This is a genomic window from Pseudomonas sp. TE6288, from assembly GCF_054062095.1.
This window is the reverse complement of the sequence record NZ_JBSSEW010000015.1, coordinates 97,044-111,206: the sequence shown is the minus strand read 5'-3', so window position 1 is coordinate 111,206 and position 14,163 is coordinate 97,044. Positions and strand designations below refer to the sequence as shown.

The window sequence follows — 14,163 nt, the reverse complement described above, 5'->3', positions numbered from 1 at the left end:
CGTTGACTGGTGCCCCTGCCGGCCCTCCTCTCCATCAGGCCAGGTCGCGCAGGGCGAGCTCGCTTCTGATGCGTTGCAGCACCTGCTCGATGGACAACTCCGTGGAATCCAGCTGGATTGCATCGGCCGCCGGCTTGAGCGGGGCCACTGCGCGCTGGGTGTCGCGCTCATCGCGCGCACGGATCTCATCTAGCAGACTCGACAGACTAACATCTTCGCCCTTGCCCTTCAACTGCAGGTAACGGCGACGGGCACGCTCCTCGGCACTGGCGGTAAGGAACACCTTCAACGGCGCGTCCGGGAACACCACGGTCCCCATGTCGCGACCGTCGGCGATCAGCCCAGGGGCTTCACGGAAAGCACGCTGGCGCTGCAGCAGCGCCTCGCGCACCGCCGGCAGCGAGGCAACCATCGAGGCCCCGGCACCGACTGTCTCGGTGCGAATGGCATTGCTGACATCCTCACCTTCGAGAATGATCTGCTGCAGCTTGCCCGGCTCCGCCGCGACGAACTGCACGTCCAGATGCGCGGCCAGCGCCTTGAGCAGCTCTTCGTTGGTCAGGTCGACACCGTGATTGCTGGCATTGAATGCCAACAAGCGGTAGAGGGCGCCAGAGTCGAGCAGACGCCAGCCCAGCTCACGAGCCAGCAGCCCTGCGACCGTGCCCTTGCCCGAGCCGCTAGGCCCGTCGATGGTGATGACCGGTGCTTGCGAATTCACGACTTGCCCTCTTCGGCGACGCGGATGCCGACTTCCTTGCACAGCGCCAGGAAGTTGGGGAACGACGTGGCGACGTTGGCGCAGTCATGAATGACGATCGGGGCACTGGCGCGCAGCGAAGCGATGCTGAACGCCATGGCGATGCGGTGGTCGCCATGACCGTGCACTTCGCCGCCGCCGATCTGGCCGCCGTCGATGATGATGCCGTCCGGGGTCGGCTCGCACTTCACGCCCAGGGCGATCAGGCCGTCGGCCATCACCTGGATGCGGTCCGATTCCTTGACCCGCAGTTCTTCGGCGCCACGCAGCACGGTACGCCCTTCGGCGCAGGCGGCGGCGACGAACAGCACCGGGAACTCGTCGATGGCCAGCGGCACCAGCTCTTCCGGGATGTCGATACCCTTGAGCTTGGCGCCACGCACGCGCAGGTCAGCCACCGGCTCGCCGCCGACTTCACGCTGGTTTTCCAGGGTGATGTCGCCGCCCATCAGGCGCAGGATGTCGATAACACCGGTGCGGGTCGGGTTGATGCCGACGTGCTCCAGGACCAGTTCGGAACCCTCGGCGATGGACGCCGCCACCAGGAAGAACGCCGAGGAAGAAATATCCGCCGGCACTTCGATACGGGTGGCGGTGAGCTTGCCACCGGACTGCAGGGAAGCTACCGGACCGTTCGACTCGACCGCGTAGCCGAAGCCGCGCAGCATGCGCTCGGTGTGGTCACGGGTGGGCGCAGGCTCGGTGACGGTGGTGGTGCCTTCGGCGTACAGGCCAGCCAGCAGCAGGCAGGACTTGACCTGGGCACTGGCCATCGGCAGCGTGTAGTTCAGCGCCTTGAGCTTGTGGCCACCACGGATGGTCAGCGGCGGTCGACCTTCAGGGCCGGTCTCGACCACGGCACCCATTTCACGCAGCGGGTTGGCCACGCGGTTCATCGGACGCTTGGACAGCGAGGCGTCGCCGGTCATGGTGGTGTCGAACGACTGCGCTGCCAGCAGGCCGGACAGCAGGCGCATCGAGGTGCCAGAGTTGCCCACGTACAGCGGCCCGGGTGGCGGCTTGAGGCCATGCAGGCCGACACCATGGATGGTCACGCGACCATGGTGCGGCCCTTCGATGACCACACCCATGTCGCGGAAGGCCTGCAAGGTCGCCAGGGCGTCTTCACCCTCGAGGAAACCTTCGACTTCCGTCGTGCCCTCGGCCAGCGAGCCGAGCATGATCGAGCGATGGGAAATCGATTTGTCGCCAGGTACGCGGATCCGTCCGGACACGCGGCCACCCGGTTGGGCCAGGAAAATCAGATCGTTGGCGTTCATAGCGTCCACATAGGCCCGACGGGCAAGGATTTTACTGAAATGCTCGCGGGCAACCCGGGCGCGGGTGAACACGCCCAGCAGTTGGTGCCCGTCCCCAGCATCGACCGCGTCGCGCAAGGCGTCGAGGTCGCTGCGAAATGTATCGAGAGTGCGCAGGACCGCCTCGCGGTTGGCGAGGAAGATGTCGTGCCACATGATCGGGTCGCTGCCGGCGATTCTCGTGAAATCGCGGAAGCCTCCCGCAGCGTACCGGAAGATCTCCAGGTTTTCATTGCGCTTGGCCAGCGAGTCAACCAGGCCGAAGGCCAGCAGGTGCGGCAGGTGGCTGGTGGCGGCCAGCACTTCGTCATGGCGCTCCACCGACATGTGCTCGACATCGGCATCCAGCGCCCGCCAGAGGCGATCGACCAGGGCTAGCGCGCCCGGCTCGGTTTCCGCCAGCGGAGTGAGGATCACCTTGTGCCGGCGGAACAGCGCCGCATTGGAGGCCTCCACCCCGCTCTGCTCGGACCCGGCGATCGGGTGCCCCGGCACGAAACGCGGCAGGCGCTCGGCGAACGCCTCGCGCGCGGCACGCACCACATTGCCCTTGGCACTGCCCACGTCGGTGATCACCGCATTACCCAAGTCGAGCTGGGCCAGGCGAGCCAGGACTTTCTCCATGGCCAGGATCGGCACAGCCAACTGAATGACGTCGGCGCCGACACATGCGACCGCAAGGTCAGCCTCGCAGCGATCGACCACGCCCAGCACCACGGCTTGTTTGCGCGACTCGGCGTCGAGGTCGACGCCGACCACTTCGCGACACAGGCCGCTTTCGCGCAGGCCTTTGGCAAAGGAGCCGCCGATCAGGCCGAGACCTACGACCACCAGACGGTCGATGAGCGGAGCGGGATTGTTTGTTACAGCATTAACCACGAGTGCGAACCCTGTTCAAAAACATGCCAGTCGTTGAGACCGCAGGGGGCTGCTGCGCAGCCCATCGCTGGCAAGCCAGCTCCCACATAGGCCAGCGATACACCGCTCCCTGTGGGAGCCGGCTTGCCGGCGATGGGCCGCAAAGCGACCCCAACAAAATCGATCAGAGCACCGCTTTCGGATAAGAGCCCAACACCTTCAGCGCCACAGCCTCCTGGCTGATCTGCTCGAGTACCGCCTTGATCAGCGGATCACGGTGATGGCCGACAAAGTCGATGAAGAACACGTAGGTCCACTTGCCGCTGCGCGACGGACGGGTCTCGATGCGCGTGAGGTCGATGCCGTTCTCGTGGAACGGCACCAGCAGCTCGTGCAGAGCACCCGGCTTGTTGCTCATGGAGACGATGATCGAAGTCTTGTCGTCGCCGGTCGGCGGCACTTCCTGGCTGCCAATCATGAGGAAGCGCGTGGAGTTGTCCGGCCGGTCCTCGATCTTTTCGGCCAGGCGGGTCAGGCCATACAGGTTGGCCGCCATGTCACCGGCAATGGCCGCCGAATTCCACTCACCCTTGACCCGCTTGGCCGCCTCGGCGTTGCTGGACACAGCCACACGCTCGACGTTCGGGTAATGGGCGTCCAGCCACTTGCGGCACTGGGCCAGCGACTGGGCATGGGAGTAGATGCGGGTGATGCTGTCGGTCTTGGTGTTCTCGCCCACCAGCAGGTGATGGTGGATACGCAACTCGACTTCGCCGCAGATCACCATGTCATGCTCGAGGAAGCTGTCCAGCGTGTGGCTGACGGCGCCCTCGGTGGAGTTCTCCACCGGCACCACGCCGAAATTGACCGCACCCGCCGCCACCTCGCGGAACACCTCGTCGATGGCCGCCATCGGGCGGCTGACCACGGCATGGCCGAAGTGCTTCATGGCTGCGGCCTGGGTGAAGGTCCCTTCAGGGCCGAGGTAGGCCACCTTAAGCGGCTCTTCAAGCGCCAGGCAGGAGGACATGATCTCGCGGAACAACCGCGCCATCTCTTCGTTGTCCAGCGGCCCCTGATTACGCTGCATGACGCGCTTGAGCACCGCGGCCTCGCGCTCGGGACGGTAGAACACCGGCGCCTCGCCTTCTGGCAACGATGCGGTCTTGACCTTGGCCACTTCCTGGGCGCAACGGGCGCGCTCGCTGATCAGCTCGAGGATCTTCTCGTCGAGGCTGTCGATGCGCACGCGCAGGGCCTTGAGCTCCTGATCGGACATCAGCCGTGCTCCTTCTCGAATTCACCCATGTACTGTACCAGCGCCTCGACAGCCTCCAGGCCCAGGGCGTTGTAGATCGAGGCACGCATGCCACCGACCGAACGATGGCCCTTGAGGTTGAGCAAGCCACGGGCATCGGCGCCGGCCAGGAAGGCCTTGTCCAGACGTTCGTCGGCCAGGCGGAACGGCACGTTCATCCACGAGCGGGCGTTGACACTGATCGGGTTGGTGTAGAACTCGCTGGCATCGATGAAGCCGTACAGGCGCTCTTTCTTGGCGCGGTTGCGCTGCTCCATCGCCTCGACGCCACCCTGCTCCTTGAGCCACTCGAACACCAGGCCCGAGAGGTACCAGGAATAAGTGGCCGGAGTGTTGTACATCGAGCCGTTGTCGGCCGACACCTTGTAGTCGAGCATGGTCGGGCAGCTGCTGCGGGCACGACCCAGCAGGTCTTCGCGCACGATCACCACCACCAGGCCACTCGGGCCGATGTTCTTCTGCGCGCCGGCATAGATCAGGCCGTACTGCGACACGTCGATCGGGCGCGACAGGATGTCCGAGGACATGTCGACCACCAGCGGGACGTCACCGGTTTCGGGCACCCAGTCGAACTGCAGGCCCCCAATGGTCTCGTTGGACGCATAGTGCACGTAGGCGGCGTTGCGGGTCAGCTGCCACTCGTTCTGGCCCGGGATGGCCAGGTAGTCGTAGGGCTTGGCGCTGGCAGCAACGTTGACAGTGCCGAAGCGGCGCGCTTCCTCGATGGCCTTCTTCGACCAGATACCGGTCTCGACGTAGTCGGCGGTGCCGTTTTCCGGCAGCAGGTTCAGCGGAATCTCGGCGAACTGCTGGCTGGCGCCGCCCTGCAGGAACAGCACCTTGTAGTTGGAGGGGACGGACAGCAGGTCGCGCAGGTCCTGCTCGGCCTTTTCGGCGATGGCCACATAGTCGTCACTGCGATGGCTCATCTCCATCACCGACAGACCCTTGCCGCGCCAGTCCAGCATCTCGGCCTGGGCGCGCTGCAGCACGGCATCAGGAAGCGCGGCAGGGCCTGCGCAGAAGTTAAAGGCTCGTTTGCTCACATCCACTCTCGCTCTGCCAAATAGAACAAAATCGTAATTCGCTGCGGACCAGTCAAGACTGTATCGCCAGCATCAGGGCTGCCTCGCAGCGCCAATGCTCCACCTTCATCAGTCAAACGGGGCGACCTTGGTCGCCCCGCTCGGGTTGTTGCATCGATTATTCCTGAGGCGCCTCTTCGGTGCCGGCATCGTCGTCGCCCACCGCATCAAGCGGGGCGCCCTCCTCGTCCGTCTCGATCAGCTCATCGAGCTCTTCCTCGGAGGGTTCCTGGACGCGCTCAAGCCCCACCAGCGTCTCGTCGGTGGCCAGCTTGATCAGCGTGACACCCTGGGTGTTACGGCCCAGGCTGGACACCTCGCCAACCCGGGTACGCACCAGCGTGCCCTGGTCGGAGATCAGCATGATTTCCTCGCCTTCCTGCACCTGGATAGCGCCGATCAGCAGACCGTTGCGCCCCTTGGTGCCCATGGCGATCACGCCCTGACCGCCACGGCCGCGACGCGGGAACTTGGACAGCGGGGTACGCTTGCCGAAACCACGCTCGGAAGCGGTGAGGATCTGCGCGCCAGACTCCGGAATCAGCATGGAAATGATCTGCTGACCCTTGCCCAGCTTCATGCCGCGCACGCCACGGGCGGTACGGCCCATCTCGCGCACCACGCTCTCGGCGAAGCGGATCACCTTGCCGGCGTCGGAGAACATCATGACTTCCTTGGCGCCATCGGTGATGGCGGCGGCGATCAAGGTGTCACCTTCCTTGAGCTTCAGGGCAATCAGGCCGTTGGAACGCGGACGGGCGAACTGCACCAGCGGAGTCTTCTTGACGGTACCGGAAGCAGTGGCCATGAAGATGTAGGCGCCGGTCGCTTCAGCGACCCACTCAGGGGTGTCGCCGTCTTCCTCGTCGATCTCCTCGGCTTCCACCAGCTCGCCTTCGATCACGCTGTCATCGCTGTCTTCCAGTTCTTCCTCTGGGTCTGCGTGCTGCTGCAGCGCCTCCAGGTCGATCTGCAGCATGGCGGTGATGCGCTCACCTTCTTCCAGCGGCAGCAGGTTGACCAGCGGGCGACCGCGGGCGGCGCGGGAGGCCTCGGGAATTTCGTAGGTCTTCTTCCAGTACACCTTGCCCTTGCTGGAGAACAGCAGCAGGGTGGCGTGGCTGTTGGCGACCAGCAGGTGCTCGATGTAGTCCTCGTCCTTGACGCCTGTGGCCGACTTGCCCTTGCCACCACGGCGCTGGGCCTGGTAAGCGGACAATGGCTGGGTCTTGGCGTAGCCACCGTGGGAAATGGTCACCACACGCTCTTCTTCGGGGATCATGTCGCCGTAGTTGAGGTCGTGGCTGGCATTGAGGATTTCGGTGCGACGGGCATCGCCGTACTCGGCGCGGATCGCTTCAAGCTCTTCGCGGATCACTTCCATCAGGCGCTCGGCGCTGCTGAGGATGCGAATCAGCTCGCCGATCTGCTCGAGGATCTCCTGGTACTCAGCCAGCAGCTTCTCGTGCTCCAGGCCGGTCAGGCGGTGCAGGCGCAGCTCCAGGATCGCCTGGGCCTGTTCCGGCGACAGGTAGTACTTGCCTTCACGCAGGCCGTACTGCTCCGGCAGGTCTTCCGGACGGCACGACTCGGCACCGGCACGCTCGACCATGACCTGCACCGCGCTGGACTCCCAGGCCGTGCTGATCAGCGCTTCCTTGGCTTCGGACGGCGTCGGCGAGGCCTTGATCAGGGCGATGACCGGGTCGATGTTGGACAGCGCGACCGCCTGGCCTTCAAGGATATGGCCACGCTCGCGGGCCTTGCGCAGCTCGAACACGGTACGGCGGGTGACCACCTCGCGGCGGTGACGGACGAACGCCTCGAGCAGGTCTTTCAAATTAAGCAGGCGCGGACGACCGTCGATCAGGGCGACGATATTGATGCCGAATACGCTCTGCAGCTGGGTCTGCTGATAGAGGTTGTTGAGCACCACCTCCGGCACCTCGCCGCGACGCAGCTCGATGACGATGCGCATGCCGTCCTTGTCGGACTCGTCGCGCAGCTCGGTGATGCCTTCGATCTTCTTCTCTTTGACCAGCTCGGCGATCTTCTCGATCAGGCGCGCCTTGTTCAGCTGGTACGGCAGCTCGGTGACCACGATCTGCTGGCGGCCGCCGACCTTGTCGATGTCTTCGATCTCGGAGCGGGCCCGCATATAGATGCGGCCACGGCCGGTGCGATAGGCCTCGATGATGCCCTGGCGGCCGTTGATCAGGCCAGCTGTCGGGAAGTCCGGCCCCGGGATGAACTGCATCAGCTCATCGACCGTGATGTCGGAGTTGTCGATCAGCGCCAGGCAGCCGTCGATCACTTCGCCGAGGTTGTGCGGCGGAATGTTCGTCGCCATGCCCACGGCGATACCGCTGGAGCCATTGACCAGCAGGTTGGGGATCTTGGTCGGCATGACCGCCGGGATCTGCTCGGTACCGTCGTAGTTCGGCACCCAGTCGACGGTCTCTTTGTGCAGGTCGGCCAGCAGTTCATGGGCCAGCTTGGACATGCGCACTTCGGTGTATCGCATGGCCGCGGCGTTGTCGCCGTCCACCGAACCGAAGTTGCCCTGGCCATCGACCAGCAGGTAGCGCAGCGAGAATGGCTGGGCCATGCGCACGATGGTGTCGTACACGGCGGTGTCGCCGTGCGGGTGGTACTTACCGATCACGTCACCGACCACACGGGCGGATTTCTTGTACGGTTTGTTCCAGTCGTTGCCCAGTTCGCTCATCGCATACAGAACGCGACGATGCACGGGCTTCAAGCCGTCACGCGCATCGGGCAGCGCTCGCCCGACAATAACGCTCATCGCGTAGTCGAGGTAAGACTGTCTCAGTTCGTCTTCGATATTGACCGGGAGGATTTCTTTGGCCAGTTCGCCCATGAGAAGCCTGATTCCTTTTTCTGGTGAAACTTCGCCTGATCCCTCGAAGGACGAACGAAGCTCGCCGCCGCAGCGCAATTGGGGTGCGACGACTTACGACAAATCAATGAGTTGTGCCATGGATCTGCGCAATGAAGGCCGCGCTAAAGAGTGGCCTTGGAAACTGCCGGATGGTATCACAAACGCTGCGCGCATGGGAGATATGGCAGGTTGCCGTACAGCACCATCCGCACGGATGGAAAAACGCCTCAATGGAGGCGTTTGCGGCACATCAACTGGGCGATCTTTGCGGTATCCGGGCGCTCGACAACGCCCTTCTCGGTGACGATCACGTCGATCAGGTCGGCCGGCGTGACATCGACCACCGGGTTGTAGGCTTCGACATCAGCGGTTACCTGGATGCCCGCTACCTCCAGCAGCTCTTCCTCGCCGCGGGTCTCCAGCGGGATATCCTCGCCGGTAGGCAGATTCAGATCAATGCTGGTGCTCGGCGCCACCACCATGAAGCGCAGCCCGTGGTGCATGGCCGCCACCGCCATCTGGTAGGTGCCGATCTTCGCCGCCACATCGCCATTGGCGGCAATGCAGTCGGCGCCGACCACCACCCAGGTGATGCCCTTGGTCTTCATCAGGTGCCCGGCCGCCGCGTCGGCGACCACGGTCACCGGCACTCCGTCAGCGGCCAGCTCCCAGGCGGTCAGGCGCGAACCCTGCAGCCACGGCCGCGACTCGCAGGCATAGACCTGTTCGACCATGCCCTCCAGGGTGGCGGCGCGGATCACCCCCAGGGCGGTGCCGAAGCCGCCGGTGGCCAGGGCCCCGGCGTTGCCGTGGGTGAGCAGGGCCTGCTCGCTGCCCTGGTGCCTGCGGATCTGCTCGACACCGAACTGGGCCATGGTCAGGTTGGCCTCGCGATCACTCTGGTGAATCGCCACCGCCTCGGCCTCCATCACCTTCAGCACGTCTTCATCCGGGCGCAGGCGCTGCAGGCGCTCACGCATGCGGTTGAGCGCCCAGAACAGGTTGGCCGGGGTGGGCCGCGCCTCGCCGAGCATCATGAAGTCTTCTTCCAGGCTCTCTTCCCAGCTCTCGCCTTCGGCCAAACGACGGCGCAGCGCCAGCACCAGGCCGTAGGCGGCGCAGATGCCGATCGCCGGAGCGCCACGCACGGCCATGTCGCTGATCGCCTCAGCCACCTCGGCCGCCTCGGTGCAGCCCAGCCAGCACTGCTCAAGCGGCAGCAGGCGCTGGTCGAGCAGGTGCAGCACGCCGTCGCGCCACTCGATGCCCGTCACCGTCTCCGCCGCCATCAGTTGCTCGCGCATCGCCTCTCCCCGTCGCCCTGGCATCAAAAGCCGGCGATTATAGCGAGCCTGCGTCGCGGACGCTCGGGTATACTGCGCGTTTAGCCGAACCGATCCAGGTATATATCGCGCATGCCCATCGCCACTCCCCTCCTCGACCTGCTGCTTGTGCCGGACTGGCTGGTCCCCGTCGAGCCGGCCGGTGTCGTGCTGGAGGGCCATGCGCTGGGCATCCGCGACGGCCAGATCGCCTGGCTCGGCCCACGCGAGCGGGAGCCACAAGCGCGGGAAGTGCGAACGCTGCCCGACTGCCTGCTGACGCCCGGGCTGGTCAACGCCCATGGTCACGCCGCCATGACCCTGTTCCGCGGTTTAGCCGACGACCTGCCACTGATGACCTGGCTGCAGGAGCACATCTGGCCCGCCGAGGGTCGCTGGGTGAACGAGGCCTTCGTGGGCGACGGCACCGACCTGGCCATCGCCGAACAGCTCAAGGGCGGCATCACCTGCTTCGCCGACATGTATTTCTACCCCCGCGAGGCCTGCGACCGCGTGCACCGCAGCGGCATCCGCGCGCAGATCGCCGTGCCGCTGCTGGATTTCCCCATCCCCGGCGCGCGCACCCCGGACGAGGCCCTGCACCTGGCCATCGAACTGTTCGGCGATCTGCGCCACCACCCGCGCATCACCATTGCCCTGGGCCCGCACGCACCCTACACAGTGAGCGACGAGAGCCTGGAGAAGATCCGGGTGATCGCCGACCAGTTGGACGCACCGCTGCACATGCACATCCACGAGACCGCCAGCGAAGTCGAGCAGGCGCTCAAGGACAACGGTGAGCGGCCGCTGACGCGCCTCGCGCGCCTGGGCCTGCTGGGCCCGAATCTGCAAGCGGTGCACATGACCCAGATCAGCGACGAAGACCTGGCGCTGCTGGTAGAAAGCAACACCAGCGTGGTCCACTGCCCCGAGTCCAACCTCAAGCTGGCCAGCGGGTTCTGCCCGGTAGAGCGCCTGTGGCAGGCCGGAGTGAACGTGGCCGTCGGCACCGACGGCGCCGCCAGCAACAATGACCTCGACCTGCTCGGTGAAACCCGCACCGCTGCGTTGCTGGCCAAGGCCGTGGCCGGCTCGGCCACCGCCCTTGACGCCCACCGGGCGCTGCGCATGGCCACGCTCAATGGCGCCCGGGCCCTCGGGCTGGAGCCGATCACCGGCTCGCTCGAGGTGGGCAAGGCCGCCGACCTGGCAGTCTTCGACCTGTCGGGGCTGGCGCAGCAACCGGTGCACGACCCGGTCTCGCAACTGATCTACGCCACCGGTCGCGACTGCGTGAAGGATGTCTGGGTCGCCGGGCAGCAACTGGTCGAGGACCGCCGCCTGACACGGATGGACGAAGCCGCGCTGGCCGCCAACGCCCGTGCCTGGGGAGCCCGCATCGGCGGGCGCAATGAATGAACGACCGACAGCCACGGCTGCCGGCCCGCGACACTATTTATCGAAGATTCAGAGGACTGTTCCCATGAGCAACGTCGACCACGCCGAAATCGCCAAGTTCGAAGCCCTGGCCCACCGCTGGTGGGACCGCGAGAGCGAGTTCAAGCCGCTGCACGACATCAACCCGCTGCGGGTCAACTGGATCGACGAGCGCGTCGGCCTGGCCGGCAAAAAGGTGCTGGACGTCGGCTGCGGCGGCGGCATCCTCAGCGAGGCGATGGCCCAGCGCGGTGCCACCGTGACCGGCATTGACATGGGCGAGGCGCCGCTGGCGGTGGCCCAACTGCACCAGCTGGAGTCTGGCGTGGCGGTGGAATACCGGCAGATCACCGCCGAGACCCTGGCCGAGGAGATGCCCGAACAGTTCGACGTGGTCACCTGCCTGGAGATGCTCGAGCACGTCCCCGACCCTTCGTCGGTGATCCGCGCCTGCTATCGCATGGTCAAGCCGGGCGGCCAGGTGTTCTTCTCGACCATCAACCGCAACCCCAAGGCCTACCTGCTGGCGATCATCGGTGCCGAATACGTGCTGAAGATGCTGCCGCGTGGCACCCACGACTTCAAGAAGTTCATCCGCCCCTCAGAGCTGGGCGCCTGGAGCCGTGCCGCAGGCCTGGAGATCAAGGACATCATCGGCCTGACCTACAACCCGCTGACCAAGCACTACAAGCTGTGCAACGACGTCGACGTCAACTACATGATCCAGACCCTGCGCGAGGAATGAGCATGCGCCTGCGAGCAGTACTCTTCGACATGGACGGCACCCTGCTGGACACGGCGCCGGACTTCATCGCAATCTGCCAGGCGATGCTCGCCGACCGCGGCCTGCCGGCCATCGACGACGCGCGCATCCGCGAGGTGATTTCCGGCGGCGCCCGCGCCATGGTCGCCGCGACGTTCGCCATGGACCCCGAGGCCGACGGCTTCGAAGCCCTGCGCCTGGAGTTCCTCGAGCGCTACCAGCGCGATTGCGCGGTGCACAGCAAGCTGTTCGACGGCATGCCGGAGCTGCTGGCCGACATCGAGAAAGGCAACCTGCTGTGGGGCGTGGTCACCAACAAGCCGGTGCGCTTCGCCGAGCCGATAATGCAACGTCTGGGCCTGGCCGAGCGCTCGGCGCTGCTGATCTGCCCGGACCACGTGAAGAACAGCAAGCCCGACCCCGAGCCGCTGATCCTGGCATGCAAGACGCTTGACCTGGACCCGGCCAGCGTCCTGTTCGTCGGCGACGACCTGCGCGACATCGAGTCCGGCCGCGACGCCGGCACCCGCACCGCAGCGGTGCGCTATGGCTATATTCATCCAGAGGACAACCCCAACAACTGGGGCGCCGACGTGGTGGTGGACCACCCGCTGGAACTGCGCAAGGTGATCGACAGCGCGCTGTGCGGCTGCTGATTTCAAGTCGCAAGCGTCAAGCTTCAAGCCTCAAGAAAGAGCAGCTCCAACACTGATCCGCTTTCTCTTGTAGCTTGCCGCTTATAGCTTGCAGCTCATATTCAAGGACAGACCTATGTTCGACTACACCGCCCGCCCCGACCTGCTCAAGGGCCGGATCATCCTGGTCACCGGTGCCGGCCGCGGTATCGGCGCCGCCGCCGCCAAGGCCTATGCCGCCTTGGGCGCCACCGTGCTGCTGCTGGGCAAGACCGAAGCCAACCTGAACGAGGTTTACGACCAGATCGAAGCCGCGGGCCACCCGCAACCGGTGGTGATCCCGTTCAACCTGGAGACCGCCCTGCCCCACCAGTACGACGAACTGGCGGTGATGATCGAGGACCAGTTCGGCCGCCTCGACGGCCTGCTCAACAACGCCTCGATCATTGGCCCGCGCACGCCGCTGGAGCAGCTGTCGGGCGACAACTTCATGCGCGTGATGCACATCAACGTCAACGCCACCTTCATGCTGACCAGCACCTTGCTGCCGCTGCTGAAACTGTCGGAGGACGCCTCGGTGGTGTTCACCTCCAGCAGTGTTGGACGCAAGGGCCGCGCTTACTGGGGTGCCTATGGGGTGTCGAAATTCGCCACCGAGGGCCTGATGCAGACCCTGGCGGATGAACTGGAAGGCGTAGCGCCGGTGCGCTCCAACAGCATCAACCCGGGCGCCACGCGCACGGCGATGCGCGCCCAGGCCTATCCGAGCGAGAACCCGCAGAACAACCCGCTACCCGAGGAGATCATGCCGGTGTACCTGTACCTGATGGGGCCGGACAGCAAGGATGTGAACGGGCAGGCGCTGAACGCACAGTAAATCCGATAAGACTGATCGCGGGGCAAGCCCGCCCCACGCCTTGCTGCGTGGGGCGGCGGTGCGCCGATGCGACTTGCCCCGCGATGCTTTCAGCCCGCCGCCAAGGCCGGGCGCAGACGCCCCTGCTGGCGCCCTTCGAGCTGCATGCAACGCTCCAGGAACAGGAACATGCAGTCGTAGCTCTTGCAGATCGCCCGACGCAACTCGGTGCGCAGCCCCAGGGTCGGGCTCTCGCCCGCCAAGGTACAGATGATTTCCAGCGCTTCCCACGGGTGCGCGTCATCATACTGCGCATGCATCTTCAGCCATTTCATGGCGCGCTTGCGGGTGTCTTCGGGGAAGCCCTGGGCGTAGGTATCTTCGGCGCAGACCACCGCCGACCATTCGCCGGTGGCACCTTCGATGGCGTAGTTGGTGGCCGCCATGGCGATGGCCAGCGACTCGGTGGCGCATACTCGCCAACACCAGTCGTTCAAGCCATTGAGCTCGGGCGGCACTTCCTGGGACTGCAGTTCATGCAGGTGGATGCCATGGGCCTGGCACCAGTGCACCCAGTAGTCGGCATGATTGAGCTCGACGCGGATGTTGCGCATCAGCCAGCGGCGCGCCATGTCCTCGCCGGGGTGCCGGGCGTAACGGGTCTTGGTGAGGTTGTGGGCCATGTAGAGGGAGAACTGCTCGACCACCGGCCAGCCACCGATCAGGTACTGGCGGATGGTCGACTGCTTGAGCTGGCCATCGCGCAGGCGTTGGTAGAACTCATGCTCCACCACCCTGCGCTTGCTTTCGCGGCAATCCTCTATCAGTTGTTGGGCCCACTGCGGATAACTGGCCGGATCCATCAATGGTCCGATCCTTATGAACGCGTCGATCACTGTCAGCTCCTT

At 65.1% G+C, this 14,163-nt stretch carries 11 protein-coding genes; 4 read left to right on the top strand and 7 right to left on the bottom strand.

Annotated elements, in window-relative coordinates; all coding sequences use genetic code 11:
• Positions 1-34 precede the first annotated feature (34 nt).
• The 6 genes from cmk to mtnA all read right to left on the bottom strand — a co-directional run bounded on the left by cmk (position 35) and on the right by mtnA (position 9,546).
• Entirely contained in the window at positions 35-721 is a 687-nt protein-coding gene (gene cmk / locus ACVWY1_RS17240) for a (d)CMP kinase (RefSeq protein WP_102684336.1), read from the bottom strand.
• Positions 718-2,958, bottom strand: a complete 2,241-nt coding sequence (locus ACVWY1_RS17235) for a bifunctional prephenate dehydrogenase/3-phosphoshikimate 1-carboxyvinyltransferase (protein WP_457378550.1) — start codon at positions 2,956-2,958, stop codon at positions 718-720. Before ACVWY1_RS17235 ends, cmk begins: the two co-directional genes overlap by 4 nt.
• Positions 2,959-3,121: 163 nt before the next feature.
• A complete protein-coding gene (gene pheA / locus ACVWY1_RS17230) occupies positions 3,122-4,216 on the bottom strand; it encodes a prephenate dehydratase (protein ID WP_110698041.1) in 1,095 nt (364 codons plus the stop codon).
• Positions 4,216-5,301 (bottom strand): 3-phosphoserine/phosphohydroxythreonine transaminase, encoded by a 1,086-nt coding sequence (serC, locus tag ACVWY1_RS17225; protein ID WP_094010761.1) that lies wholly within the window; start codon positions 5,299-5,301, stop codon positions 4,216-4,218. The genes pheA and serC overlap by 1 nt, the downstream gene beginning before the upstream one ends.
• A 157-nt stretch (positions 5,302-5,458) precedes the next feature.
• Positions 5,459-8,221, bottom strand: a complete 2,763-nt coding sequence (gene gyrA, locus ACVWY1_RS17220) for a DNA gyrase subunit A (RefSeq protein WP_214501173.1) — start codon at positions 8,219-8,221, stop codon at positions 5,459-5,461.
• Between the two features lie 248 nt (positions 8,222-8,469).
• Positions 8,470-9,546, bottom strand: a complete 1,077-nt coding sequence (mtnA, locus tag ACVWY1_RS17215) for an S-methyl-5-thioribose-1-phosphate isomerase (RefSeq protein WP_277503182.1) — start codon at positions 9,544-9,546, stop codon at positions 8,470-8,472.
• Positions 9,547-9,657: 111 nt separating this feature from the next.
• Between mtnA and ACVWY1_RS17210 the strand changes: the two genes are divergently transcribed.
• The 4 genes from ACVWY1_RS17210 to ACVWY1_RS17195 all read left to right on the top strand — a co-directional run bounded on the left by ACVWY1_RS17210 (position 9,658) and on the right by ACVWY1_RS17195 (position 13,276).
• Positions 9,658-10,983: a TRZ/ATZ family hydrolase gene (locus tag ACVWY1_RS17210; RefSeq protein WP_457378549.1), complete on the top strand. Its 1,326-nt coding sequence runs from the start codon at positions 9,658-9,660 to the stop codon at positions 10,981-10,983.
• Positions 10,984-11,047: 64 nt separating this feature from the next.
• The gene (gene ubiG / locus ACVWY1_RS17205; protein WP_457378548.1) at positions 11,048-11,746 is read left to right on the top strand and encodes a bifunctional 2-polyprenyl-6-hydroxyphenol methylase/3-demethylubiquinol 3-O-methyltransferase UbiG; all 699 of its coding nucleotides are present in this window, start codon (positions 11,048-11,050) and stop codon (positions 11,744-11,746) included.
• A gap of 2 nt (positions 11,747-11,748) precedes the next feature.
• Positions 11,749-12,420 (top strand): N-acetylmuramic acid 6-phosphate phosphatase MupP, encoded by a 672-nt coding sequence (gene mupP, locus ACVWY1_RS17200; protein WP_102684341.1) that lies wholly within the window; start codon positions 11,749-11,751, stop codon positions 12,418-12,420.
• Positions 12,421-12,535: 115 nt separating this feature from the next.
• Positions 12,536-13,276, top strand: coding sequence for a YciK family oxidoreductase (locus ACVWY1_RS17195; RefSeq protein ID WP_110698212.1), 741 nt, complete (start codon positions 12,536-12,538; stop codon positions 13,274-13,276).
• Positions 13,277-13,365: 89 nt separating this feature from the next.
• Here the strand turns inward: ACVWY1_RS17195 and ACVWY1_RS17190 are convergent, their stop codons facing one another.
• The gene (locus ACVWY1_RS17190; RefSeq protein WP_457378547.1) at positions 13,366-14,151 is read right to left on the bottom strand and encodes a TenA family transcriptional regulator; all 786 of its coding nucleotides are present in this window, start codon (positions 14,149-14,151) and stop codon (positions 13,366-13,368) included.
• Between the last annotated feature and the right edge of the window lie 12 nt (positions 14,152-14,163).